We start from the raw sequence: 23,060 nt of genomic DNA, 5'->3' as shown, positions 1-23,060 counted from the left end.
CATTAAAGACTACCTGGCAAGATACAACGACGATCCCAAACCTTTTATCTGGCGCAAAACAGCGGATCAAATCATTGCATCAATCGCTCGTCTTTCCGATAAGCTGAATAATAAGACGAACTTTTGTTAAGGCACACTAGTACCTTGTCGGGATTGACGGTGGGTATCAATGGTGACTGCCAGACGATGCCATGCACGAGTGGGTCGACTCTGCCAATACTGAGGTCAAGCAAAGCCTGGTGATAGGTTTGCTCTGCCAACTGATTTTCGCAGTCCGACAGGCTGCCCCAGAGTGCGAGATGCTCCATAGCGCTGCTGAGTTCCCGAAGCGGATACCCGTCCGGGTTGAGCCCATCATGGTGGAGCCCGCGCAGACCTTCAATGAGTTCGCCAAGGCGTTTGTGGTCGGACCAGTCGGTCGCTGCGCCTTTCAGGTCGCACGTCAGCAGGTCATCGCCATGCACTGCGGAAACTGAAGGGCTGACCGCAGCCAATATGGTTGCCAGCAGTGTCATCAGGGCGCCGCGATGCACTCTGTTCGTAATTGTATGAAATATGTACACCATGACGGACATCCACAATTTCCCTGTTAGAATGCGCGACACTTCGGTTGAGCGGCGAGTTCGCTCCCGGGCCAGTCAGCAAACCTGGCGTGATAATTCCAGTGAGAGCCGTTGAGGTACAGTTGATTATGTGCGTGACCTGTTTTGGGCGACTCCCTGTCGTCATGCTTTTGGTCCTGTCTGCATTTCTTCTTCCGACTCATAGTATTGCAGATGAGTTCGACATTGATATGTTTGAAAAGTTGTCACTCCAGGCTCCGGAATTGAACGTAATGGTCCTTCGAAAAGCACTGCAGGCCTCCGGGTGTGCTGTAAGTAACGGTATCAGGGCGCCGGAGCGGCTGGCGGTGATTGACTTCTCTCTGCCATCAGCCCGAAAGCGGCTGTGGATCTTCGACCTGGCAGGGCGACAACTGTTGCTCCGGGACCTCGTCGCTCACGGCAAGAACTCCGGGATGACAAATTCCAGTGAATTTTCCAACATTGAGGGCAGCCACCAGTCCAGCCTTGGGCTGTTCCGGGCCCAGGAATCCTACCGCGGAAAGCACGGCTATTCGCTGCGGCTTGATGGCCTTGAGCCGGGATTCAATGATTTGGCACGCCAGCGTGCCATTGTTATCCATGGCGCCGACTATGTGAATGAGGACTGGGTTCGTGACTATGGCCGCATCGGGCGTAGCCACGGGTGTCCTGCGGTGGGCCGGGAGATCATCAGCCAGGTTGTGAATAATCTCAAGGGTGGCCAGCTGGTGTTCAAGTATTACCCGGATCAACACTGGCTTCAGAACTCAGCCCTTCTCAATTGCAAATCCGGCCGGTTTGCAGACGCGGTTACAAAAGGTGGCGGCAACAGCTGACCGGGTGATCGAAAAACTGAGGAATCGGTCGACAAAAACAGTTGACGGGGGAGGATGAATCCGTAGAATACGCCTCCGTTGATCAAGCGGGAATAGCTCAGTTGGTAGAGCACAACCTTGCCAAGGTTGGGGTCGCGAGTTCGAATCTCGTTTCCCGCTCCAATTCACGGTCAGCGCAGATTTACTCCCTCCCCGTATGCCAGCCTTCCTCACCGACCAGAGGGACAAACCTAACATCGCTGAGTTTTTCAGTTTCTGTTTTTTCTTCGCTTGTGCGGGTAATGCGCAGCAGTTGCTGCTGATGACGGTCTGATCCGGCGGGAATGACCAGGCGCCCACCGATGGCCAGTTGCCTGACCAGTGCCTGTGGCACACTGGGCGCTCCGGCCGTGACGACAATGGCGTCGAAAGGGGAGTGTTCTGGCCAGCCCAGCGTTCCATCACCGCAGAGTACCTTGACGTTGTTGTAGCCCTGCTTTGCCAGGCGTTCCTGCGCCAGGTTGGCCAGCAGCTGATGCCTCTCCACCGTAAAAACCTTTTTCACAACCCTCGAGAGTACAGCTGCCGCGTAGCCTGAGCCGGTTCCGATCTCCAGTACGGTATCATTGGGCTTGAGCTGCATTGCCTCGGTCATCAGGGCCACGATATAGGGTTGGGAGATGGTCTGCCCTTCTTCAATCTGTAAAGGACGGTCATCGTAGGCAGATTCGGCCTGATCAGGACCCACGAAAGCTTCCCTGGGTACACCCTTCATGGCGTCCAGAACCCGCTGATCTTTGATCCCCCTTCTTACCAGTGTGTCGAGGAATTCCTGTTTGTCCTTGCGTAGATTATGTTCTCTGCTCATGTTGCCTCCCTCTGCAGCGTTATCCCATGGATCTCGGGTATACTCCCGGATCACGTCACTGCATTTAATCACGTACTGGGAGCTCCCATGCAGGTGCATTCATTGTATGTCTATCCCGTAAAATCCCTTGCCGGAATTCAGGTTCCTTCACTCTGTATAGATGATTTTGGTCCAGCCGGCGACAGGCGCTGGATGATTGTCGATACCGACCGGCAGTTTGTCACCCAGCGCAGTAATCCGGAGCTTGCAAAAATCGGGACGCGGCTCTCGGAAGGGCGGGTTGTGGTGGATATCCCGGGCGAGGGCGAGTTTTCGCTGGCCGCCGGTGATGAAGAGTGCCGGGTGAGGGTATGGCAGGACTGGGCGAAAGCGGTTTATGGCACCAGTGACGCGTCTGAAGCACTGTCCCGGTATTGTGGCGAATCATTCCGGTTTGTTTTCATGCCTGATGAAAGCTTTCGCCGCGTTGATGCCAGCCGGGTTACCGAGTATCGTCGTGTCAGTTTCGCTGATGGCTTTCCATTTCTGATTACCAATCTTGCTTCACTGGACGAGCTGAATTCACGCCTGGAGACGGCTGTGGAGATGCGTCGTTTCAGGCCCAATATTGTGGTGGAAGCGCCCGTATCCTGGGAAGAAGATGAATGGAAGTCGCTGACTATCAACAACATTGTGTTCAGCCTGGTAAAACCCTGTTCCCGCTGTGTCGTGACTACGGTCGACCCTGATCGTGGCGTGAAAGCCCCGGATCTGCAGCCTCTGAGGGAGCTGGGGACCTATCGGCGGACGGCCGAGGGTGTGATATTTGGCATGAATGCCATTCATGAGGCAACGGGAGAAATCCGGGTGGGAAACTCCGTCACTCTTGGGGCTGACGCAACGACCGCAACCACGGAGAATCAATAACGTGCCATTGTTAACGCTGGATGCTATATCCCTTGCTTTTGGCATGCAGCCACTGCTTGACCAGGCTTCCATGACCATGGAGCCCGGCGAACGCGTCTGCCTTCTCGGCCGGAACGGGGAAGGGAAGTCTACCCTGCTGAAAATCGTTACTGGTGAGGTGATGCCGGATGGCGGCATCGTTAGACTGGAAGACGGTGCAAAGTTGTCAGTGCTGCCCCAGAACCTGCCGGTGAACGACACACGCACGGCCTATGAGGCCGTCGCCGGCGCTTTTCCCGAGACCGGTGATCTGCTTGCTGAATTCCACAAGTTGACCCAGAACACGGGTGAGGCGGACCTCGACCGTATGATGAAGGTTCAGGAACGTCTGGAAGCCCTGGACGGCTGGCGGCTTGATCAGAAAGTCGGCGCGATTCTCGCACAGTACGGTATAGACCCGGACCAGACACTGAATACGCTCTCAGGTGGCTGGCAACGACGGGTTCTGCTGGCCCGCGCACTGGTTACAGAGCCGGATGTACTGCTTCTGGACGAGCCTACCAACCATCTGGATGTGCCGGCAATTGCCTGGCTGGAAGAAGCACTGACTCAGTTCCGGGGTGCGATTCTTTTTGTCAGTCACGACCGGGCGTTTATCCGCAGGATGGCAACGCGGATCGTGGAGCTGGATCGGGGACACCTGGTGAGTTTTGCGGCTACCTATGATCGCTATCTGGATCTCAAGGAAAAGGCGCTGGAAGAGGAGGAGCGTCAGAACGCGTTGTTCGACAAGCGCCTGAAGCAGGAAGAGGCCTGGATACGGCAGGGTATCAAGGCGCGGCGAACTCGCAACATGGGCCGGGTGAGGGCTCTCAAGGCCATGCGGGAGGAGCGACGGCAACGGCGTGAACGCGGCGGCACTGCCAGTTTCTCGGTAGAGGATGCGGCCCGTTCGGGCAAGCTTGTCGTGGAAGCCAGTGAAGCCGGATTTTCTTACCCGGACGGTACACCGGTGATCCGCGATATGAACATGACCGTCCTGAGGGGCGACAAGATCGGCCTGGTCGGGGAAAACGGCACCGGCAAAACCACCCTGGTCCGTCTGCTACTGGGCGATCTCAAGCCTACAGAAGGTCGTATCCGGTTGGGCACCAATCTTCAGGTGGCCTATTTTGACCAGCTCCGCGGTGAACTGGATCTGGAACGTAATGCCCTGGACAACCTTTCCGAAGGACGGGAATTCATTGAGATTAACGGCCAGAGCAAGCATGTTCTGGGTTATTTGCAGGAATTTCTGTTCAGCCCGGAACGCGCACGCTCGCCGGTGCGTGTATTCTCTGGTGGCGAACGCGCGAGGCTGTTGCTGGCCAAACTGTTCAGCAAGCCAGCGAACATACTGGTACTGGATGAGCCAACCAACGACCTCGACGTGGAAACCCTGGAGCTTCTGGAGTCCAGGCTGGTGGAGTTTGCCGGTACCGTGGTGGTGATCAGTCACGACCGGGAGTTTCTCGACAATGTGGCAACCGACACCGTATTCCTGGATGGCTCAGGTAAGGTTGCAGAATACGTTGGGGGTTATTCCGACTGGCGCAGACAGGGCGGCCGGTTCCCTTCGGAGGGCGGCAGCCGGAAGGCGTCCAGGCCTCCGATGAACGACAGGCCGGCTCTTGCCCCGGAGCCGGAAGCGTCCGGCACAGGAGCGCCAAAAACGAAACCCGTCAAACTCAGCTACAAGCTCAAGCTCGAGCTGGAACAGTTGCCGGGCCAGATCGAAGCGCTCGAGCGTGAGCTTGAGGAATTGCGGCAGCGGATTTCGGACCCCGAGTTTTACTCGGGTCCAGCGGATGAAGTCTCCGCGACGCTTGCAGAGTTGGGTGACAGGGAATCTCGCCTGGAAACAGTTATTGAGCGATGGATGGAGCTGGAGGAACAGGCGAATCAATGAACGTAACGTATCAATTCAGGTTTGAAGATTCCCGGTCGGTGGATTTCAAGGTAACGGATCAGCCGGCAGAAGCAAAAGGCAGCTTGCCTGCGTGGACACAACTGGAGCACTGCCAGTGCTCGAACTGCCCCCTGAAGGCGGCGGAATCCCCGCAATGTCCCGCCGCCGTGGAAATACTGCCGGTGGTGAGCGCGTTTCAGGCTGAAGACGCGTACCAGAAAGTGGAGGTCATCGTTACCGATGATCGCAGAACCTATTCCAAGTCAACCACCCTGGAGGAGGCGTTGCGATCCCTGCTGGGGCTTAAAATGGCCACCAGTGGCTGCCCGGTGTTGTCCGAACTGAAGTCCATGGCGGTGCATCATCTGCCCTTTGCCAGCAATGACGAGTTCATTATGAGAAGTGTTTCCCACTACCTGCTGCAGCAGTACCTGGCGAAGCGGAATCATCAGGAGCCGGATTGGGATCTGAAAGGGCTGGTAGAGAGAAATCAGCGACTGCAACTGGTCAATCAGGCGTTGTGGCAGCGCATCCACTCGGTCTGCAAGGGTGACAGTAACCTCAAGGCGTTGCTGAACTTTTTCTCTATGGCATCCAGTGTGAGCTTTTCTCTGGAAAGCCAGCTTCGCAAACTGGAAGCAAAGATGCGGGGGGATGGCGCTGTCTGACACGCCATCCCGCTGTAAAGGACTGTGCTACTGGATCCGAACGGCCAGTACGTCGCAGACGGTTCCGTGCAGAACGCCGTTGGCGGTGGAGCCAAGCAGTAGCTGGAAGCCCTTGCGCCCGTGACTCCCAACAATGACCAGATCGGCATTCTGTTCTTTTGACAGCCGGTGGATTTCGGACTCAGGGCGGCCGACCGTCACCACCTGATTCTCTTTTGACACACCGTACTTGTCACCGTATTGAGCAAGTTGATCCTTCGCTGCCTTGTCCAGTTGGTCCTGAAGCTCGGTCAGGTCCATGGGAATATCGCCACCGTAGGCATAGCCGACCGGTTCGACCACATGCACCAGCATGAGTTGGGCGCCATGAGCCTTACTGACTTCCACAGCCTTGTTGAGAACCTGCGGGGCTTCTTCGGTCAGATCAATGGCCACCAGAATTTTTTGATAGGTTGACATCGCATCGCTCCTTCGCGGATGAAGTCGGAATCGGGGCTTATCCAGGCAACACTGTACCTGAAAAGTGTAAACCAATACTGACGGGTATCAAAAACAGTCGAAAAGCTCGGTAGCAGGAGGGAAGGCCGGGGCATTGTATCGCCCCGACTCGCTGGGCATCAGACGGCGCTTTCCTGAAGCAGTCCAATGGTGGTTTCAAGACCTCTAAGAATGCCTTTGGAATAACGGTCTATAACAAAAGCGACGTTGTTGTCGTTGTAGTTGATGTAGGACCCACGGATAAACTCCCATTTCGACGTTAGATCATTCAGAGTCGTTTTCAGCTGTCCCTGGGAGTCACCCTCGGTCACCTGAGAGAGCAGTGTGTCGAACATGCGTGCCTGTTCGTCCAGTGGAATGTCGTTGGATGAGCCCTGGAATGTCTGGGCAACCGACGAATGTGTTCGCGCGGAATACTTCGCCATCATCTGGGCCATGGTGACGGCGGCAGAGCGGGCTGCCTCGATGCGGCTGTTGATCTCGGTTTCCGAGCTCTCCTGAGCAACGGCGTACATCTCGGCTGCGACCTGATTCATCATCAGCGCCTGGTTCGCCATGTCAGATACCAGGCGAAGGTCCGGGTAACCGGTGTTGCGTACGTCGTTGATATTGCTGCGCATGAGGTCTTTGAACTTGTCGAACTCCACATTGAGGCTTTCAACCTGCTCCTCGGACAGTACGCCGGCGGTGCTTTCGGCAACAGAATTCATGGATGCGTTTGCATCGTTTATGGCAGCCACAATCTCGTTCAGCGTGTCTGTATCGCCGGTAGCGCTGAAACGGTAATAGGCATCCAGCGCCACGTAGTTGTTGACCCGGAAGTCGTGAAGATCGGAGAGAAAGCCGTTGCCTTCCTCCTGGGCACGAACAGTGAAGGAGGTAATCAATAACAGTGTCAGGGCTGTGACGAGTGAGCGTACCCGCAGGCGAGCGTCTTTCATCGGATGGGTCTCCGTAAGGCTGCTTTATTATTGTGGACTAAAGTCGTAATCCGAAGGTAAAGTAACTGGGCCGGCCAATCAAGCAGTTTTGAGGGGCTGAACGGGGGCAAATGTAAACAAGTTTGAAATATACGTGATAAAGCTCCTGTTCCGCTTCAATATCGCTGACTACCTGCTTGATAAATAACAATTCCATTCGCTTCCAAATGCCGTTCGGCTGTCCATTCGGGGGGCGGGCCGGGATGATTTCTTCCAGAAACAAATTGACAAACGAGCCGTTTTTTTTCATCGTGTCACCTCACGATTCAAACGACTGTATGAATTTTGGATCGATTGATCGGGGTAGTGACCGAAAATAGTGACCGAAATCTCGCTGCATCAGCGGCCGCATTGCGAGCGCTTGTGCGGCTGTTTCAGCAGTTCCAAACACAGACTGGAGATCAGTTGATGATTTACGAAGGTAAAGCCATCACGGTTAAAGAGATCGAAGGCGGGATCGCTCAGTTGAACTTTGACTTGCAGGGCGAGTCAGTGAACAAGTTCAACCGTCTGACGATTGAAGAGCTCCGCGCCGCGACCGACAAGCTGGAAGGCAAGAAGGGCCTCAAGGGCCTGGTAGTGACCAGCTCCAAGGACAGCTTTATTGTTGGTGCCGATATTACAGAGTTTACCGACCTGTTCGCAGGGTCGGAAGAAGACCTGGTTGCCAACAATCTCAAGGCCAACGAAGCATTCAGTGCCATTGAAGACCTGCCTTTCCCCACGGTTACCGCTATCAACGGTATGGCTCTGGGCGGCGGTTTCGAAATGTGTCTGGCCACCGATTACCGGGTAATGGACAAGAAGGCCAAAGTTGGTCTTCCGGAAGTGAAGCTGGGCATATTCCCGGGCTTCGGCGGCACGGTCCGGCTTTCCCGTCTGGTTGGTGTTGACTACGCGGTTGAATGGATCTGCGGTGGCACCGAGAACCGGGCCGACAAAGCGCTGAAAATCGGCGCCGTAGATGCCGTACTTGAAGGTGAAAAACTGGTTGAAGCCGCTATTGGCATTATTAACCAGTGCAACGACGGCAAGCTGGATTATCAGGGCCGTCGCGAAGAAAAGAAGGGCAAGATCAAGCTTAACGCCATGGAAAGCATGATGGCGTTCGAGATCTCCAAGGCTTTCGTTGCCGGCCAGGCTGGCAAGAACTACCCGGCTCCCGTAGAAGCCATCAAGGTGATGCAGAAGCACGCCGGTCTGACCCGTGACAAGGCGATTGAAGTGGAAGCCAAGGGCTTTGCCAAGATGGCCAAGACCAACGTGGCAGCCTGTCTGGTGGGCCTGTTCCTGAACGACCAGGAACTGAAGAAGAAGGCCAAGGCCTGGGAAAAAGAAGCCAATGACGTGAACCTGGCCGCCGTACTGGGCGCTGGTATCATGGGTGGCGGCGTTGCATTCCAGTCAGCCCTTAAGGGCACGCCTATCCTGATGAAGGATATCAACCAGGATGGTATCGCCCTGGGTCTGAAAGAAGCCAAGAAGCTGCTGACCAAGCGCATCGACAAGGGCAAGATGAAGCCCGAGCAGATGGCGGATGTTCTGAACAACATCACACCGACCCTGAACTATGGCGACTTCAAGAATGTCGACCTGGTGGTGGAAGCGGTTGTTGAGAACGCGAAGGTCAAGGACGCGGTATTGCGCGAAACCGAGGATTCGGTTCGTGAAGACGCCATCCTGACTTCCAACACTTCGACCATTTCCATCAACAAGCTGGCGGCTAACCTGAAGCGTCCTGAAAACTTCTGCGGCATGCACTTCTTCAACCCGGTGCACATGATGCCGCTGGTGGAAGTTATCCGTGGCGAGAAGACCTCTGACCGTGCGATTGCTACCACCGTTGCATACGCCAAGGCCATGGGCAAGACTCCGATCGTGGTCAACGACTGCCCCGGGTTCCTGGTAAACCGCGTACTGTTCCCGTACTTCGGCGGTTTCGTGAACCTGGTACGTGATGGCGCTGACTTCCAGCACGTCGACAAGGTCATGGAAAAGTTTGGCTGGCCGATGGGTCCTGCCTATCTGCTGGACGTTGTTGGCATGGATACCGGCAAGCACGCCGGCGAAGTAATGGCCGAAGGCTTCCCGGACCGGATGAAGCACGAAGGCACCACAGCCATTGACGTAATGTTCGATAACAACCGTTACGGACAGAAGAACGACAAGGGCTTTTACAAGTACGAACTGGACCGCAAGGGCAAGCAGAAGAAGGTTGTGGACGAAGAAACCTACAAGCTGCTTGAACCGGTTGTTCAGGGTAAGAACGATTTCAGCGACGAGGACATCATCGCCCGTATGATGCTTCCCCTGTGCCTGGAAACCGTTCGCTGCCTGGAAGACGGCATTGTAGAAGACCCGGCAGACGCCGATATGGGCCTGGTTTACGGTATCGGCTTCCCGCCGTTCCGTGGTGGTGCCCTGCGTTATATCGACGACATGGGTGTCGACAAGTTCGTCGAGCTGGCAGACAAGTTTGCAGATCTTGGTCCTCTGTACCACCCGACCGAGAAGCTGCGTGAAATGGCCAAGACTGGCGAAAAGTTCTTTGGCTAACCCTGAACGAGATTTCCGAACGGAGAAAGATCTATGAGCCTTAATCCGAGAGACGTTGTCGTCGTCGATTGCGTGCGGAGTCCAATGGGTCGTGCCAAGAATGGCTGCTTCCGCAATGTACGTGCGGAAAACCTGTCGGCTGCGCTGATTGAAGCACTGTTTGAGCGCAACCCGAAGCTCGACCCGAAAGAAGTTGAAGACGTGATCTGGGGCTGTGTAAACCAGACCAAGGAGCAGGGCTTCAACGTAGCACGTCAGATTTCCCTGCTGACACGTATTCCGCACGAGTCTGCGGCGCAGACCGTCAACCGCTTGTGCGGTTCCGCCATGAGCGCGATTCACACGGCGGCCCAGGCTATCCAGACCGGCAACGGTGATGTGTTTGTGATTGGTGGTGTCGAGCACATGGGCCACGTGCCCATGACCGAAGGCTTCGACCACAACCCGGCGGCATCAAAGTATTCTGCCAAGGCTTCCAACATGATGGGCCTGACTGCGGAAATGCTGGCCAAGATGCACGGTATCACCCGTGAGCAGCAGGATGAGTTCGGTGCCCGGTCTCACCGCCTGGCCCACGAAGCCACCCAGGAAGGCCGTTTCAAGAACGAAATCGTGCCCATTCAGGGTCACGACGAAAACGGCTTTGTGAAACTGATCGAAGAGGACGAGACCATCCGTCCTGAGACTACTGTTGAGTCTCTGGGCCAGCTCAAGCCAGCCTTTGATCCGAAGAACGGTACGGTCACGGCCGGCACCTCTTCGCAGCTGACCGACGGTGCCGCTGCAATGGTGTTGATGTCCGCAGAGCGCGCGGAAGCGCTTGGTCTGAAGCCGATGGCGAAGATTCGTAGCATGGCGGTTGCCGGCTGTGATCCCGCGATCATGGGCTACGGCCCGGTTCCGGCCACCAAGAAAGCCCTCAAGCGGGCAGGCCTGAAAGTCGAAGATATCGACTTCTGGGAACTGAACGAAGCCTTCGCAGGTCAGTCCCTTCCGGTACTGAAAGATCTTAAACTGCTGGGCGTAATGGAAGAAAAAGTGAACCTGAACGGCGGCGCGATTGCCCTTGGCCATCCGCTGGGCTGCTCTGGTGCACGCATCTCCACAACCCTGCTGAACGTAATGCAGGCCAAAGGCGGTAAGCTTGGTGTTTCCACCATGTGTATCGGCCTTGGTCAGGGCATTGCCACAGTATGGGAGCGACTCTGATTCGGTAAACTGAATTGGTAGCAAGCTCTCAGGAGGCCCGGCAAATGCCGGGCTTTCCTGTCTTTGACCGTGCAAAAAAGCCGGCTATAAACAGAAGAATGGGTTGTCTTGCTTTTCTTGACCCTGTAAAACAATGCACCTATACCAAGGTGGCGGCTATTGAGTGTTTTCTAGCCGACTGATTTTACAGCGAGTTTACGGTTTGCTGATTTTTTAACCGATTATCGCCAAGGACACAGATCTCCGATATGGGTAAAAGTCTCGTTATTGTCGAGTCGCCAGCGAAAGCGAAGACCATCAACAAATACCTGGGTTCTGGCTTCATTGTGAAGTCGAGCGTCGGGCATATTCGTGACCTGCCCGTCAGTGGCAGCGGCTCAACGTCGGATCCGAAAGAGCGCGCCAGGCAGGCTGCATTGACCCGCAAGATGAGTCCGGACGAGAAAGCGGCTCACAAGAAGCGCAAATCCCGGGAGCAACTGGTTGCACGCATGGGTGTAGACCCGGACCATGACTGGAGCGCCCGCTACGAGATTCTGCCCGGCAAGGAAAAGGTCGTCAGTGAACTCAAGCGTTTGGCAAAGTCTGCCGACCATATTTACCTCGCAACGGATCTGGACCGCGAAGGGGAGGCCATTGCCTGGCACCTTCAGCAAACCATCGGTGGTGAGCCTGAAAAGTATCGCCGCGTGGTCTTCAACGAGATTACCAAGCGCGCCATTCAGGAGGCCTTCAAGGATCCCGGTAACCTCGACACCGATCGCGTTAATGCCCAGCAGGCCCGGCGATTTCTGGATCGGGTTGTGGGGTATATGGTGTCGCCGCTGTTGTGGGCGAAGATTGCACGGGGCCTTTCGGCCGGCCGGGTACAGTCGGTGGCCGTCAGGCTGATCGTCGAGCGGGAACGGGAAATCCGCAAGTTCGTTCCCGAAGAATTCTGGCAGCTGCATGCTGACCTGCTTTCGGAGAAGGCTGACCAGCCGGTTCGTTTCGAGGTTACCCGCTACGATGGGAAGGCCTATCGGCCGGTTAGCGAGAAACAGAGTGCTGAACATGTTGAGCGCCTCGAAGCGGGAGCGTTCAAGGTTGCCAAGCGCGAAGACAAACCGACCCGATCGCGGCCTTCGGCTCCGTTTATTACGTCGACACTGCAACAGGCCGCCAGTAACCGGATGGGATTCAGCGTCAAGAAAACCATGATGCTGGCCCAACGCCTTTACGAGGCGGGCTTTATTACCTACATGCGTACCGACTCCACCAACCTGAGCCAGGACGCCGTGGCAAGTTGTCGTGAATTTGTCAAAAAGCAGTTCGGTGACAAGTTTCTGCCTGACTCTCCCCGGGTATACGGGAGCAAGGAGGGCGCTCAGGAGGCCCACGAGGCCATTCGCCCGACTGACGTGGGCCGTAGGCCAGCGGATATCAGCGGCCTGGAGAAGGACGCTGAGAAGCTGTATGACCTGATCTGGCGCCAGTTCATTGCCTGTCAGATGTCGGACGCAGAGTTCCTGAGTACGTCGATTGTGGTCGCCAACGGAGATTACGAGCTTCGCATCCGTGGCCGTATCATCAAGTTTGAAGGGTTTCTCAAGGTGGCACCGCAGTCCGCCAAGAAGGATGAGGACATTGCGCTGCCCGACTTTCAGGTTAACGAAACACTGGATCTGAAGAAGCTTGATCCCAGCCAGCATTTCACCAAGCCGGCACCGCGGTATACCGAAGCCAGCCTCGTCAAGGAGCTGGAGAAGCAGGGCATTGGCCGGCCGTCAACCTATGCTTCGATTATCTCGACGATCCAGGACCGCGGATACGTTCGCCTTCAGAATCGTCGTTTCTATGCGGAAAAAATGGGCGAGATCGTCACCGAGCGCCTGTCCGAGTCCTTCCCGAACCTGATGGATTTTGACTTCACCGCGAAAATGGAAGATGAGCTCGACGATATTGCCGGTGGAGAGGTTGACTGGAAAAAGGTCCTGAATGATTTTTATGGCCGCTTCCGTCAGCAGTTGGAAACCGCTGAAAGTGGTGAAGATGGTGGGATGCGGGCCAACATGCCCACAGAGACCGATATTCCGTGCCCCACTTGCAGTCGTCCAATGCAGATTCGTGTGGCCAGTACCGGTGTGTTTCTGGGTTGCTCCGGGTACTCCCTGCCGCCCAAGGAGCGCTGCAAGACCACGATCAACCTGGTATCGGGCGATGAAGTGGTCAGTGCCGATGAAGACGTGGAAGGCGAGGGCGAAACCCGCCTGCTGCGTAAAAAACGTCGTTGCCCGAAGTGCGGAACCGCCATGGACAGCTACCTGGTGGATGAAACCCGCAAGCTGCATGTGTGCGGTAACAACCCCGATTGCTCCGGTTATGAAGTGGAGAAGGGGACCTTCCGTATCAAGGGTTATGAGGGTCCCACTCTGGAGTGTGACAAGTGTGGTTCCGAAATGCAGCTCAAGACCGGTCGTTTCGGCAAGTACTTTGGTTGCACCAATACAGAGTGCAAAAACACCCGTAAGCTGTTGAAGAGCGGCGAGCCAGCGCCACCGAAGATGGATCCGGTTCCAATGCCGGAGTTGCAATGTCAGAAGGTGGACGACACCTATGTGCTGCGTGACGGGGCCTCGGGGCTGTTTCTTGCGGCCAGCAAGTTTCCCAAGAACCGGGAAACGCGCCCGCCGCTGGTGATGGAGATCAAGCCCCACAAACAGGAGATTGATCCGAAGTACAATTTCCTGATGGATGCGCCCGAGCGCGACCCGGAAGGCAACCCGACGGTCATCCGTTACAGCCGCAAGAGCAAGGAGCAGTACGTCATGTCGGAGAAGGATGGCAAGGCGACGGGCTGGTCTGCGTGGTATGTGAACGGCAAGTGGCAGCCAAAGGAAAAGTGATTTCGTGAAACAGGGCAGGATGGTATCTCACCATCCTGCCCTTTTGTTGTAAAACGAACTTCAGGATTTTTTGCGCAGTCGTTGAATCAGCGACGAGGTATCCCAGCGGTTTCCACCCATCTGCTGCACATCCCCATAGAACTGGTCCACCAGCGCAGCAACTGGAATCCTGGCGCCGTTCTTCCGGGCTTCTTCAAGGCAGATCGACAGGTCCTTACGCATCCAGTCCACCGCAAAGCCATGCTCGAACTCCCCGTCTATCATGGTGCCGGAGCGATTTTCCATCTGCCAGGACTGCGCCGCACCCTTCGAGATAACGTCCACCACCTTGCGTACGTCCAGCTCCGCCTGCTCGGCGAAATGGAGCGCCTCGGACAAGCCCTGTACCAGGCCGGCAATGGCAATCTGGTTCACCATTTTGGTTTTCTGGCCACTGCCCACCGGCCCCATCAGGTTGAGGGCCTTGGAGTAGTGTTCCATTAAGGGCTTCGCTTGCGAAAATGGATCCGGTTCGGCACCACACATAATGGTCAGTTGACCATTTTCAGCACCTTGTTGCCCGCCGGAGACCGGTGCGTCAATGAACTCAAGGTTGCGCGCTCTGGCCAGCTGTGCCAGTTGCTCGGCTATGCCTGCCGATGCGGTTGTGTGGTCCACGAGAATGGCCCCGGGAAGGGCGTTGGCAATGATGCCGTCGGGCCCTTCGTAGACTTCAACGAGGTCGTGGTCGGCGCCAACGCAGGTGAATACAAAGTCGGCTTCCGTAACGGTGCTGGCGATGGAATCACCGGCTTTTCCCGGATATTTTTCAGTCCAGGCCTTTGATTTTTCGGGGCTACGGTTCCATACCCGTACGTCGACTCCTGCGTTTGCCAGGTGGCCGGCCATGGGGTACCCCATAATGCCGAGGCCGATAAATGCTGCGGTTACGCTCATAAGGTCTGTCTCCGGAACTTGGTTATTGTTGGGGGAAAGCAGGTCCAATCATTACAGAATGAGCAGATACAAAAAAGGCCGCTGTGCAGCGGCCTTTTTTGATAAACGGTCTGACAACCCGTTTTTGCTTACTTCTTCGGATACTTCCGGGCTTCTTCGCCGGTGTACAGCTGGCGTGGGCGACCAATGCGATAGTCTCCGCTGACCATTTCGTTCCAATGGGAAAACCAGCCTATGGTGCGGGAGAGGGCAAAGATCACTGTAAACATGGAAGTCGGAATACCGATCGCCTTGAGAATCAGGCCGGAATAGAAATCCACGTTCGGATAGAGCTTGCGCTGGACGAAGTATTCGTCTTCCAGGGCAATCTTTTCCAGTCGCTGGGCAATTCTCAGCAGCGGGTCGTTCTCCAGGCCCAGCTCGGTCAGCACCTCGTGAGCTGTCTCTGCCATGACTTTGGCGCGAGGGTCGAAGTTCTTGTAAACCCGGTGGCCAAAGCCCATAAGGCGGAACGGATCGTCCTTGTCCTTGGCCTTGGCGATGAACTTCTCGATGTTGGCCTCGTCGCCGATTTCCGCCAGCATGTCCAGTACCGCTTCGTTGGCGCCACCGTGTGCCGGGCCCCAGAGGGCAGCGATGCCAGAAGCAATGCACGCGTACGGGTTGGCCCCGGTAGAGCCGGCAAGACGTACCGTAGACGTGGAGGCGTTCTGCTCGTGATCCGCGTGCAGGATGAAAATCTTGTCCATGGCTTTTGCCAGGATCGGGTTCGGCTTGTACTCCTCACAGGGAACGCCAAACATCATCTGCAGGAAGTTCTCGGAGTAGGAAAGATCATTGCGGGGATACATGAACGGCTGGCCAATGCTGTACTTGTAACACCAGGCCGCAATGGTCGGCATCTTGGCAACCAGTCGGTGCGCGGTAATTTCACGCTGATGGGCGTTGGTAACGTCCATCTGGTCGTGATAGAACGCGGACAGCGCGCCTACAACGCCACACATGATGGCCATCGGATGCGCGTCCCGGCGGAAGCCCTGGAAGAAGTTGCGCATCTGGTCGTGCAACATGGTGTGGCTTTTGATGGTTTCGTGGAACTTTCTGTTCTCTTCCGGGGTGGGCAGTTCACCGTTGAGCAGCAGGTAGCAGACTTCAAGGTAGTCCGAATTTTCCGCCAGTTCCTCAATCGGGTAGCCCCGGTGCAGGAGAACACCGTTTGCACCATCAATGTAGGTAATCTGCGATTCACAGGCCGCAGTGGACACAAATCCGGGGTCGTAAGTGAAAACGCCTTCCTGGACCAGGCTTCTCACGTCAATGACGTCAGGGCCGACGGTGCCTGAGTAAACTGGTAGCTCAATGGACTTGTCACCCACCGAAAGCGTGGCTTTCCTGTCGGTCATGGTGCTCTCCTATTTATCAGCATTTGAATGCGCTAGAAGGCGCGTATTATCGCAAAACTGGCGGCAAAATATAGGGCGTTGGCTTTTTTTGTCAATGGAGGAGGCAATAAAACCCATTATTTGACATTCCCTGTAAATCAGGGAAACCCCGAATACGCACTTCAATGGTAGTGAATTGAATTTGTCAATCATCTATATAGCGAGTGGCAGGCCCTGATTTAACGGGGTCTGGCAGGGTTGCGTGTTTGTAATTGACAGGGCTACTCCTTATAATCCGTATCCCGGAATCGGGGATACACCAGGCCGCAGCGTCGGATACCAGAAGAGCGCTTGCCGGTTTTTCTCCCTCCTTAAGCCAATCGTGTGCCGGATTCGTTCAGCACCATGATCCTTACATACCAACCATCCGCTCCGGTTTTCCGGTCCGCGGGTCCAAGAGAGAGTGTGAGAGCGCTGTGAATAGCAAACGACCAGTAAATCTCGATCTCGGCAAGTTCCATTTTCCGCTGCCAGCCATCACGTCCATACTGCATCGCGTCAGTGGCATCATCATTTTTGTGGGTGTCGCTTTCATGCTTTACGGACTTCAGCTTTCCCTGTCAGGGGAAGAAGGCTTCAGTAGGGTAAGTGGCTTGCTGGACAGCTTCCTGGCGAAGCTGATTACCTGGGGCATTCTGTCTGCCTTGTTGTACCACCTGGTTGCGGGTATCAAGCACCTGCTGATGGATATGGGCATCGGCGAAGAGCTGGAAAGTGGCCGGCTCGCGGCGAAAGCCACAATCGTGGTTTCCGTTATTCTCATCGTTCTTGCAGGAGTCTGGGTATGGTGAACAGCGTAAACAGTGTGACGAATCTTGGCCGCAGCGGCGTCTTCGACTGGATGATCCAGCGCGTTACCGCCTACGTACTTGCTCTGTATACAATTTTCCTGTTCGGTTTCATGCTGACCAGCGAAGTCAATTATGACTCCTGGTCCGCTCTTTTCGATCAGACCTGGTTCCGCATCTTTACCCTGCTGGCCCTTCTGTCAATCGGGGCGCACGCCTGGGTGGGGCTCTGGACAGTTACAACGGATTACATCAAGGCGACTCTGCCCCGGTTCCTGGTTCAGGCGCTGTGCGGTTTGACCATGTTCGTGTATGTGGTCTGGGGCATTCAGATTCTTTGGGGGCTTTAATTAATGGCTAATATCAAGACCATGTCTTACGACGCGATTGTTATCGGTGGCGGCGGTGCCGGTATGCGTGCCGCCCTGCAACTGACCGAGTCCGGCGTCAACACAGCGTGTATCACCAAGGTATTTCCGACTCGTTCCCATACAGTGTCTGCCCAGGGCGGTATTACTTGCGCGATTGCCAGCGCCGATCCCAATGATGACTGGCGCTGGCACATGTACGATACCGTCAAGGGTTCCGACTACATCGGTGACCAGGACGCTATCGAGTACATGTGTTCTGTGGGTCCTCAGGCTGTGTTTGAGCTCGAGCATATGGGGCTGCCGTTCTCCCGTACCGAACAGGGCCGCATCTACCAGCGTCCTTTCGGCGGCCAGTCCAAGGGGCCGGACAACCCTGCTCAGGCGGCCCGCACCTGCGCGGCTGCTGACCGTACTGGTCATGCGTTGTTGCACACCCTTTATCAGGCGAACCTCAAGGGCGGTACCACATTCCTGAACGAGTGGTACGCGGTGGATCTGGTCAAGAACAGCAAGAACGAAGTGGTTGGTGTCGTTGCCATCGAGATTGAATCCGGTGAAGTGGCCTACATCAAGTCCAAAGCAACGGTTCTTGCCACCGGTGGTGCCGGACGCATCTATGCATCCACAACCAATGCCCTGATCAACACCGGTGATGGTATTGGTATGGCGCTTCGCGCCGGCTTCCCGATGCAGGATATGGAAATGTGGCAGTTCCATCCCACCGGTATTCACGGTGCGGGCACACTGGTGACCGAAGGCTGTCGGGGTGAGGGCGGCTACCTGATCAATTCTGAGGGTGAGCGCTTCATGGAGCGTTACGCTCCGAACGCGAAAGACCTGGCGGGGCGGGACGTTGTGGCCCGCTCCATGGTTATCGAGATTCTGGAAGGCCGCGGATGTGGCCCGGACAAGGATCACGTTCTGCTGAAGCTGGACCATCTGGGCGAAGAGACGCTGAACCTGCGCCTGCCAGGTATCTGCGAACTGTCCCGCACCTTCGCGCATGTCGACCCGGTAAAAGAACCGGTGCCGGTAGTGCCCACCTGTCACTACATGATGGGCGGCATTCCCACCAACGTCGGTGGTCAGGCCCTGACCCAGGACGAAAACGGCAACGACAAGCCGATTCCTGGGTTGTTCGCCTGTGGTGAAGCTGCCTGTGTATCCGTGCACGGTGCAAACCGTCTTGGTGGCAACTCGTTGCTGGACCTGGTGGTGTTCGGCCGTGCGGCTGGCCTGCACATTGAAGAGCAGCTCCGCGGCGGCTTTGAAGTCGATGGCGCCAGCGAGGAAGACATCAAGAATGCCATGGCCCGCCTGGATCGCCTGAACAGCGCTTCCGAAGGCGAGAGCGTTGCCGAGGTTCGCAAGGACCTGCAGAACTGCATGCAGCTCTATTTCGGCGTATTCCGTGACGGCAACAGCATGGAAGAAGGCCTCAAGAAGCTGGAAGCAATTGGTGAGCGTGTTCGCAATACCAAGCTTGCGGACACCAGCAGCGCCTTCAACACCGCGCGTATCGAAGCTCTTGAACTGGACAACCTTTACGAAGTTGCCCTGGCAACAGCTGTTTCAGCCTTCGAACGTAAAGAGAGCCGTGGCGCCCACGCCCGTAATGATTTCACCGAGCGTGATGACGAAAACTGGCTGAAGCATTCGCTTTACTTCCCGCTGGATAAGCGTGTAGGCAAGCGAGACGTGAACTTCGCTCCGAAAACGGTTGATACTTTCCAGCCGAAGATCCGGACTTACTAAGGGGGATTGAGCAATGTTAGTAAGCCTGTACCGCTATAACCCGGAAACCGACAACGCGCCCTACATGCAGGACGTGGAGCTGGATATCCCGGAAGGCAAGGACCTGATGGTTCTTGATGTTCTGAATCTGGTCAAGGAGCAGGACCCCTCAATGGCTTATCGCCGTTCCTGTCGGGAAGGTGTTTGTGGGTCAGACGGCATGAATATGAATGGCAAGAACGGTCTTGCCTGCATTACTCCGCTGTCCGAGGTTCTGAAGAATAACAAGCTGGTGTTGCGTCCACTGCCCGGCTTGCCGGTTATTCGTGACCTGGTGGTGGATATGAGCCTTTTCTACAAACAGTATGAGAAGGTTATGCCTTACCTGGTTAATGACAACCCGGCGCCGGCCATTGAGCGCTATCAGTCTCCAGAGGACCGGGAAAAACTGGATGGCCTGTACGAGTGTATTCTCTGTGCCTGCTGTTCAACGGCGTGCCCGTCGTTCTGGTGGAACCCGGAGAAGTTCATCGGCCCGGCGGGTCTGCTTCAGGCCTACCGCTTCCTGGCAGACAGCCGTGATACGGCTCAGGCCGAGCGGCTTGCCAATCTCGACGACCCGTTCAGCGTTTTCCGCTGCCGGGGCATCATGAACTGTGTCAGCGTCTGCCCCAAAGGCCTGAACCCCACAAGGGCAATCGGCCACATCCGCAATCTTCTGCTTCAGCGGGCAACGTAAGCAGAATCTGACACAGGCGCTATACTGTGCTGACAAGCTCGGCACCCGGGAGGGCTCGCAATGAAGCGGGCCCTTCAACCAAAGGCTTATAGTCAAAAGTCTTAACAGGGTGCACACTACGCAGGCCGTGACGGGAACCTACAAAGTGCCCCCACGGCTTTGCTGAGTATAATAACCACCGGGGAACGGAAAACATCCTTGTTGGGTGTGGTGGCCACAGTCGATCCCGTAAAAACCCGTATTGACTCAGATATACCCCTGGCCGACCATAGCCAGCTCCCCGCACCAGCCCAAGGTGAGCTATTCAAAATGCACGAAAGCATAATGGAGCAGTTATGGCAGACTTCCCACCTCCAAGGGGGAAATCTTGCCTATGTTGAACAGCTTTTCGAAACCTACCTGAAAGACCCCAACGCCGTGCCCGAAGAATGGCGCAGCTACTTCGATAAACTTCCCAGTGTGGATGGCTACAAAGGCCGCGATATAGATCACTCATCTATTCGCCAACAGTTTGAGCACATTTCCCGCAATCAGCGTTTCCTTGCCGCCAATGGTGTGCCCGCCAGTGCCACCGCAGATGCGGACAAGAAGCAGATTCGTGTACTCCAGCTGATCAATGCCTTTCGTTTTCGTGGCCATCAGGAAGCGAAGCTTGACCCACTTGGCGTCTGGAATCGTCCTCAGGTGGAAGATCTCGATCCTTCGTTCCATGAGCTTTCGGAAGCAGATTACGACCTTGAGTTTCAGACCGGTTCTCTGAACTTCGGTTCCGAGACCATGAAGCTCCGGGATATTGTTAACGGGCTGCGCGAAACCTATTGCGGAAGCATTGGCGCCGAGTACATGCACGTGGTGGACACGCGGATCAAGCGCTGGTTTCAGCAACGGATGGAACCGGTCCGCTCGCGCCCCAATTACGAGGCGGGCACCCGCAAACATCTGCTGGAACGCCTTACTGCAGCAGAAGGTCTCGAGAAATATCTGGGTTCCCGTTATCCCGGTGTGAAGCGATTTGGCCTTGAGGGTGGCGAAAGCCTGATCCCATGCCTGGATGAGCTTATCCAGCGGGCCGGCAGTTATGGCGCCAAGGAAATCGTTCTGGGTATGGCGCACCGGGGTCGCCTGAACGTTCTGGTGAACACCCTCGGCAAAAACCCGAAAGAACTGTTCGACGAATTCGAAGGCAAGAAGCTTGCGGATTCTGGCTCTGGTGACGTCAAGTACCATCAGGGCTTCTCATCCAACGTGATGACAGAAGGTGGTGAAATACACCTGGCGCTTGCCTTTAACCCATCCCACCTCGAGATTGTCTCGCCAGTGGTTGTGGGCTCTGTCCGTGCCCGCCAGACGCGTCGCGAAGATCCTAACGGAACCCAGTGTGTCCCGATTATCATGCACGGCGACGCTGCTTTCGCAGGGCAGGGCGTGGTCATGGAAACCTTCCAGATGTCCCAGACCCGGGGCTACGGTGTTGGTGGTACGATCCATATCGTCATTAACAACCAGGTCGGTTTTACCACCAGCAAACAGGAAGATGCCCGCTCCACGGAATACTGCACGGATGTGGCCAAGATGATCCAGGCCCCCATTCTGCATGTGAATGCGGATGACCCCGAAGCGGTCATGTTCGTTACCCAGATGGCCATGGATTATCGCCACGAATTCAAGAATGACGTGGTGATTGACCTGGTGTGCTATCGCCGCCGCGGCCACAACGAAGCGGATGAACCAGCTGCTACCCAGCCGGTGATGTACGACAAGATTCGCAAGCTGACCACAACTCGTAATCTTTACGCCGAGAAGCTCGTCGCCGACGGAATTATTACCGACGAAGAGTCCAAGCAGATTGAGCTGGACTACCGTGATGAGCTGGACAAGGGCGACCACGTGGTCAAGGCCCTGGTCAAGGAGCCCAACAAGGAGCTCTATGTAGACTGGACCCCTTATCTGGGGCATGAGTGGACAGCGAAGTGTAAGTCCAGTGTTGCATTGAAGACGATCCAGAAACTGGGCAAGAAGCTGACCCACGTGCCTGAAGGCTTCAGCATTCAGCGCCAGGTGTCCAAGATCATTACTGATCGCGAAAAAATGACGGCCGGTGCATTGCCCATCAACTGGGGCTACGGCGAGATCATGGCCTATGCCACGCTTCTTAATGAAGGCCACCCGATTCGTATTACCGGTCAGGATGTCGGTCGCGGTACCTTCTCTCACCGCCATGCGGTGCTGCACAACCAGAAGGATGGCTCAACGCATATTGCGCTTGAGCATCTTGCGGACGACCAGCCGGATTTCGAGATCTACGATTCGCTGTTGTCCGAGGAAGCGGTGATGGCGTTCGAGTACGGCTATTCCACCACCGCTCCGAGCGGCCTGGTGGTCTGGGAAGCCCAGTTCGGCGACTTCGCCAACGGCGCCCAGGTGGTGATTGACCAGTTCCTGACCAGTGGCGAGCACAAGTGGGGACGCCTGTGCGGCCTGACCCTGCTGCTGCCCCATGGTTATGAGGGGCAGGGACCCGAGCACAGTTCAGCCCGCCTCGAGCGTTTCCTGCAACTGTCGGCAGAACACAATATCCAGGTATGTGTACCGACAACTCCGTCGCAGGTTTTTCACATGCTCCGTCGTCAGGTCAAGCGCCCGCTTCGCAAGCCGCTGGTAGCCATTACGCCGAAGAGTCTTCTGCGGCATAAAGAGGCAACCTCGGACCTCGAGGATCTGACCTCCGGTACCTTCAAAACGGTGCTGCCCGAGAAAGAGCCTTCTGATCCCAAGAAGGTTGATCGCCTGATTCTTTGCAGCGGCAAGGTATACTTCGACCTGCTTGAGCGTAAGAAGGCTGACGAGCGGAATGATGTTGCCATTGTTCGTATAGAGCAGCTGTATCCGTTCCCGGGAGATGATCTGGATGAGCTACTGGCCTTGTATCCCAAGCTCAAGCATGTGGTCTGGTGCCAGGAAGAGCCCATGAACCAGGGTGCCTGGTACTGTAGCCAACACCATATGCGTAATGCGCTGCATCGCAAAAACCCGAAGTTGTATCTTCAGTATGCCGGTCGTGACGCTTCTGCTGCTCCGGCCTGTGGGCATATGTCCGTCCACATAGAAGAGCAGAAAAAACTGGTTAACGACGCGTTTGAAATCTGACGAGCTA

General features: G+C 55.8%; 19 protein-coding genes and 1 tRNA gene. 13 read left to right on the top strand and 7 right to left on the bottom strand.

The window, feature by feature from the left end; translation table 11 throughout:
• Positions 1–71 precede the first annotated feature (71 nt).
• Positions 72–515 (bottom strand): hypothetical protein, encoded by a 444-nt coding sequence (locus tag ABJM11_RS12060; RefSeq protein WP_348293549.1) that lies wholly within the window; start codon positions 513–515, stop codon positions 72–74.
• A gap of 176 nt (positions 516–691) precedes the next feature.
• Here ABJM11_RS12060 and ABJM11_RS12055 point away from each other — a divergent pair, with 176 nt between their 5' ends.
• Positions 692–1,420, top strand: coding sequence for a murein L,D-transpeptidase catalytic domain family protein (locus tag ABJM11_RS12055; RefSeq protein ID WP_407069992.1), 729 nt, complete (start codon positions 692–694; stop codon positions 1,418–1,420).
• A gap of 86 nt (positions 1,421–1,506) precedes the next feature.
• Positions 1,507–1,582 (top strand) — tRNA-Gly (locus ABJM11_RS12050).
• Between the two features lie 19 nt (positions 1,583–1,601).
• Here ABJM11_RS12050 and ABJM11_RS12045 read toward each other — a convergent pair.
• On the bottom strand, positions 1,602–2,267 hold the full coding sequence (locus ABJM11_RS12045) for a protein-L-isoaspartate(D-aspartate) O-methyltransferase (protein WP_348293545.1): 666 nt from the start codon (positions 2,265–2,267) through the stop codon (positions 1,602–1,604).
• Between the two features lie 87 nt (positions 2,268–2,354).
• Here ABJM11_RS12045 and ABJM11_RS12040 point away from each other — a divergent pair, with 87 nt between their 5' ends.
• From ABJM11_RS12040 to ABJM11_RS12030, 3 genes are read left to right on the top strand one after another with little or no spacing between them, the layout of a single operon-like run.
• Entirely contained in the window at positions 2,355–3,173 is an 819-nt protein-coding gene (locus ABJM11_RS12040; RefSeq protein WP_348293543.1) for an MOSC N-terminal beta barrel domain-containing protein, read from the top strand.
• 1 nt (position 3,174) lies between these two features.
• Positions 3,175–5,100, top strand: coding sequence for an ATP-binding cassette domain-containing protein (locus tag ABJM11_RS12035; RefSeq protein WP_348293541.1), 1,926 nt, complete (start codon positions 3,175–3,177; stop codon positions 5,098–5,100).
• Positions 5,097–5,768, top strand: coding sequence for a DUF6901 family protein (locus ABJM11_RS12030; protein ID WP_348293540.1), 672 nt, complete (start codon positions 5,097–5,099; stop codon positions 5,766–5,768). The genes ABJM11_RS12035 and ABJM11_RS12030 overlap by 4 nt, the downstream gene beginning before the upstream one ends.
• A 27-nt stretch (positions 5,769–5,795) precedes the next feature.
• On the opposite strand, the gene ABJM11_RS12025 is transcribed toward ABJM11_RS12030, so the two are convergent.
• The 3 genes from ABJM11_RS12025 to ABJM11_RS12015 all read right to left on the bottom strand — a co-directional run bounded on the left by ABJM11_RS12025 (position 5,796) and on the right by ABJM11_RS12015 (position 7,496).
• Positions 5,796–6,227, bottom strand: coding sequence for a universal stress protein (locus ABJM11_RS12025; RefSeq protein ID WP_348293539.1), 432 nt, complete (start codon positions 6,225–6,227; stop codon positions 5,796–5,798).
• Positions 6,228–6,385: 158 nt separating this feature from the next.
• Positions 6,386–7,207: a hypothetical protein gene (locus ABJM11_RS12020; protein WP_348293538.1), complete on the bottom strand. Its 822-nt coding sequence runs from the start codon at positions 7,205–7,207 to the stop codon at positions 6,386–6,388.
• 37 nt (positions 7,208–7,244) lie between these two features.
• Positions 7,245–7,496 (bottom strand): hypothetical protein, encoded by a 252-nt coding sequence (locus ABJM11_RS12015; protein WP_348293536.1) that lies wholly within the window; start codon positions 7,494–7,496, stop codon positions 7,245–7,247.
• A 158-nt stretch (positions 7,497–7,654) separates the two neighbouring features.
• On the opposite strand from ABJM11_RS12015, the gene fadB reads away from it, so the two are divergent.
• The 3 genes from fadB to topA all read left to right on the top strand — a co-directional run bounded on the left by fadB (position 7,655) and on the right by topA (position 13,896).
• Complete coding sequence (gene fadB / locus ABJM11_RS12010; RefSeq protein WP_348293535.1) at positions 7,655–9,802, top strand: fatty acid oxidation complex subunit alpha FadB; 2,148 nt, start codon at positions 7,655–7,657, stop codon at positions 9,800–9,802.
• Positions 9,803–9,835: 33 nt separating this feature from the next.
• Entirely contained in the window at positions 9,836–11,011 is a 1,176-nt protein-coding gene (fadA, locus tag ABJM11_RS12005) for an acetyl-CoA C-acyltransferase FadA (protein WP_348293534.1), read from the top strand.
• A gap of 248 nt (positions 11,012–11,259) precedes the next feature.
• A complete protein-coding gene (gene topA / locus ABJM11_RS12000; protein ID WP_348293533.1) occupies positions 11,260–13,896 on the top strand; it encodes a type I DNA topoisomerase in 2,637 nt (878 codons plus the stop codon).
• 60 nt (positions 13,897–13,956) lie between these two features.
• Here the strand turns inward: topA and ABJM11_RS11995 are convergent, their stop codons facing one another.
• The gene (locus ABJM11_RS11995) at positions 13,957–14,832 is read right to left on the bottom strand and encodes an NAD(P)-dependent oxidoreductase (RefSeq protein ID WP_348293531.1); all 876 of its coding nucleotides are present in this window, start codon (positions 14,830–14,832) and stop codon (positions 13,957–13,959) included.
• 128 nt (positions 14,833–14,960) lie between these two features.
• Positions 14,961–16,235 carry a citrate synthase gene (gltA, locus tag ABJM11_RS11990; RefSeq protein WP_348293529.1) on the bottom strand — a complete coding sequence of 425 codons (1,275 nt, stop codon included), beginning with the start codon at positions 16,233–16,235 and terminating at the stop codon, positions 14,961–14,963.
• A gap of 455 nt (positions 16,236–16,690) precedes the next feature.
• Here gltA and sdhC point away from each other — a divergent pair, with 455 nt between their 5' ends.
• From sdhC to ABJM11_RS11965, 5 genes are all read left to right on the top strand, one after another.
• Entirely contained in the window at positions 16,691–17,065 is a 375-nt protein-coding gene (gene sdhC, locus ABJM11_RS11985; protein WP_348293528.1) for a succinate dehydrogenase, cytochrome b556 subunit, read from the top strand.
• A complete protein-coding gene (sdhD, locus tag ABJM11_RS11980) occupies positions 17,059–17,412 on the top strand; it encodes a succinate dehydrogenase, hydrophobic membrane anchor protein (RefSeq protein ID WP_348293527.1) in 354 nt (117 codons plus the stop codon). The genes sdhC and sdhD overlap by 7 nt, the downstream gene beginning before the upstream one ends.
• 3 nt (positions 17,413–17,415) lie before the next feature.
• Positions 17,416–19,188, top strand: coding sequence for a succinate dehydrogenase flavoprotein subunit (gene sdhA / locus ABJM11_RS11975; RefSeq protein WP_348293525.1), 1,773 nt, complete (start codon positions 17,416–17,418; stop codon positions 19,186–19,188).
• A gap of 13 nt (positions 19,189–19,201) precedes the next feature.
• On the top strand, positions 19,202–19,906 hold the full coding sequence (locus tag ABJM11_RS11970) for a succinate dehydrogenase iron-sulfur subunit (RefSeq protein ID WP_348293524.1): 705 nt from the start codon (positions 19,202–19,204) through the stop codon (positions 19,904–19,906).
• Positions 19,907–20,215: 309 nt separating this feature from the next.
• Positions 20,216–23,053, top strand: a complete 2,838-nt coding sequence (locus tag ABJM11_RS11965; RefSeq protein ID WP_348293523.1) for a 2-oxoglutarate dehydrogenase E1 component — start codon at positions 20,216–20,218, stop codon at positions 23,051–23,053.
• The last annotated feature ends 7 nt before the right edge of the window (positions 23,054–23,060 follow it).

Source organism: Marinobacter sp., assembly GCF_039977835.1.
Lineage (GTDB): Bacteria > Pseudomonadota > Gammaproteobacteria > Pseudomonadales > Oleiphilaceae > Marinobacter.
This window is presented reverse-complemented; position numbering and strand designations above follow the sequence as displayed.

Coding starts and splice junctions, on each gene's coding strand:
- ABJM11_RS12060 (WP_348293549.1), bottom strand. CDS start 515: ATGACACTGCTGGCAACCATATTGGCTGCGGTCAGCCCTTCAGTTTCC.
- ABJM11_RS12055 (WP_407069992.1), top strand. CDS start 692: ATGTGCGTGACCTGTTTTGGGCGACTCCCTGTCGTCATGCTTTTGGTC.
- ABJM11_RS12045 (WP_348293545.1), bottom strand. CDS start 2,267: ATGAGCAGAGAACATAATCTACGCAAGGACAAACAGGAATTCCTCGAC.
- ABJM11_RS12040 (WP_348293543.1), top strand. CDS start 2,355: ATGCAGGTGCATTCATTGTATGTCTATCCCGTAAAATCCCTTGCCGGA.
- ABJM11_RS12030 (WP_348293540.1), top strand. CDS start 5,097: ATGAACGTAACGTATCAATTCAGGTTTGAAGATTCCCGGTCGGTGGAT.
- ABJM11_RS12025 (WP_348293539.1), bottom strand. CDS start 6,227: ATGTCAACCTATCAAAAAATTCTGGTGGCCATTGATCTGACCGAAGAA.
- ABJM11_RS12020 (WP_348293538.1), bottom strand. CDS start 7,207: ATGAAAGACGCTCGCCTGCGGGTACGCTCACTCGTCACAGCCCTGACA.
- ABJM11_RS12015 (WP_348293536.1), bottom strand. CDS start 7,496: ATGAAAAAAAACGGCTCGTTTGTCAATTTGTTTCTGGAAGAAATCATC.
- fadB (WP_348293535.1), top strand. CDS start 7,655: ATGATTTACGAAGGTAAAGCCATCACGGTTAAAGAGATCGAAGGCGGG.
- fadA (WP_348293534.1), top strand. CDS start 9,836: ATGAGCCTTAATCCGAGAGACGTTGTCGTCGTCGATTGCGTGCGGAGT.
- topA (WP_348293533.1), top strand. CDS start 11,260: ATGGGTAAAAGTCTCGTTATTGTCGAGTCGCCAGCGAAAGCGAAGACC.
- ABJM11_RS11995 (WP_348293531.1), bottom strand. CDS start 14,832: ATGAGCGTAACCGCAGCATTTATCGGCCTCGGCATTATGGGGTACCCC.
- gltA (WP_348293529.1), bottom strand. CDS start 16,235: ATGACCGACAGGAAAGCCACGCTTTCGGTGGGTGACAAGTCCATTGAG.
- sdhD (WP_348293527.1), top strand. CDS start 17,059: ATGGTGAACAGCGTAAACAGTGTGACGAATCTTGGCCGCAGCGGCGTC.
- sdhA (WP_348293525.1), top strand. CDS start 17,416: ATGGCTAATATCAAGACCATGTCTTACGACGCGATTGTTATCGGTGGC.
- ABJM11_RS11970 (WP_348293524.1), top strand. CDS start 19,202: ATGTTAGTAAGCCTGTACCGCTATAACCCGGAAACCGACAACGCGCCC.
- ABJM11_RS11965 (WP_348293523.1), top strand. CDS start 20,216: ATGCACGAAAGCATAATGGAGCAGTTATGGCAGACTTCCCACCTCCAA.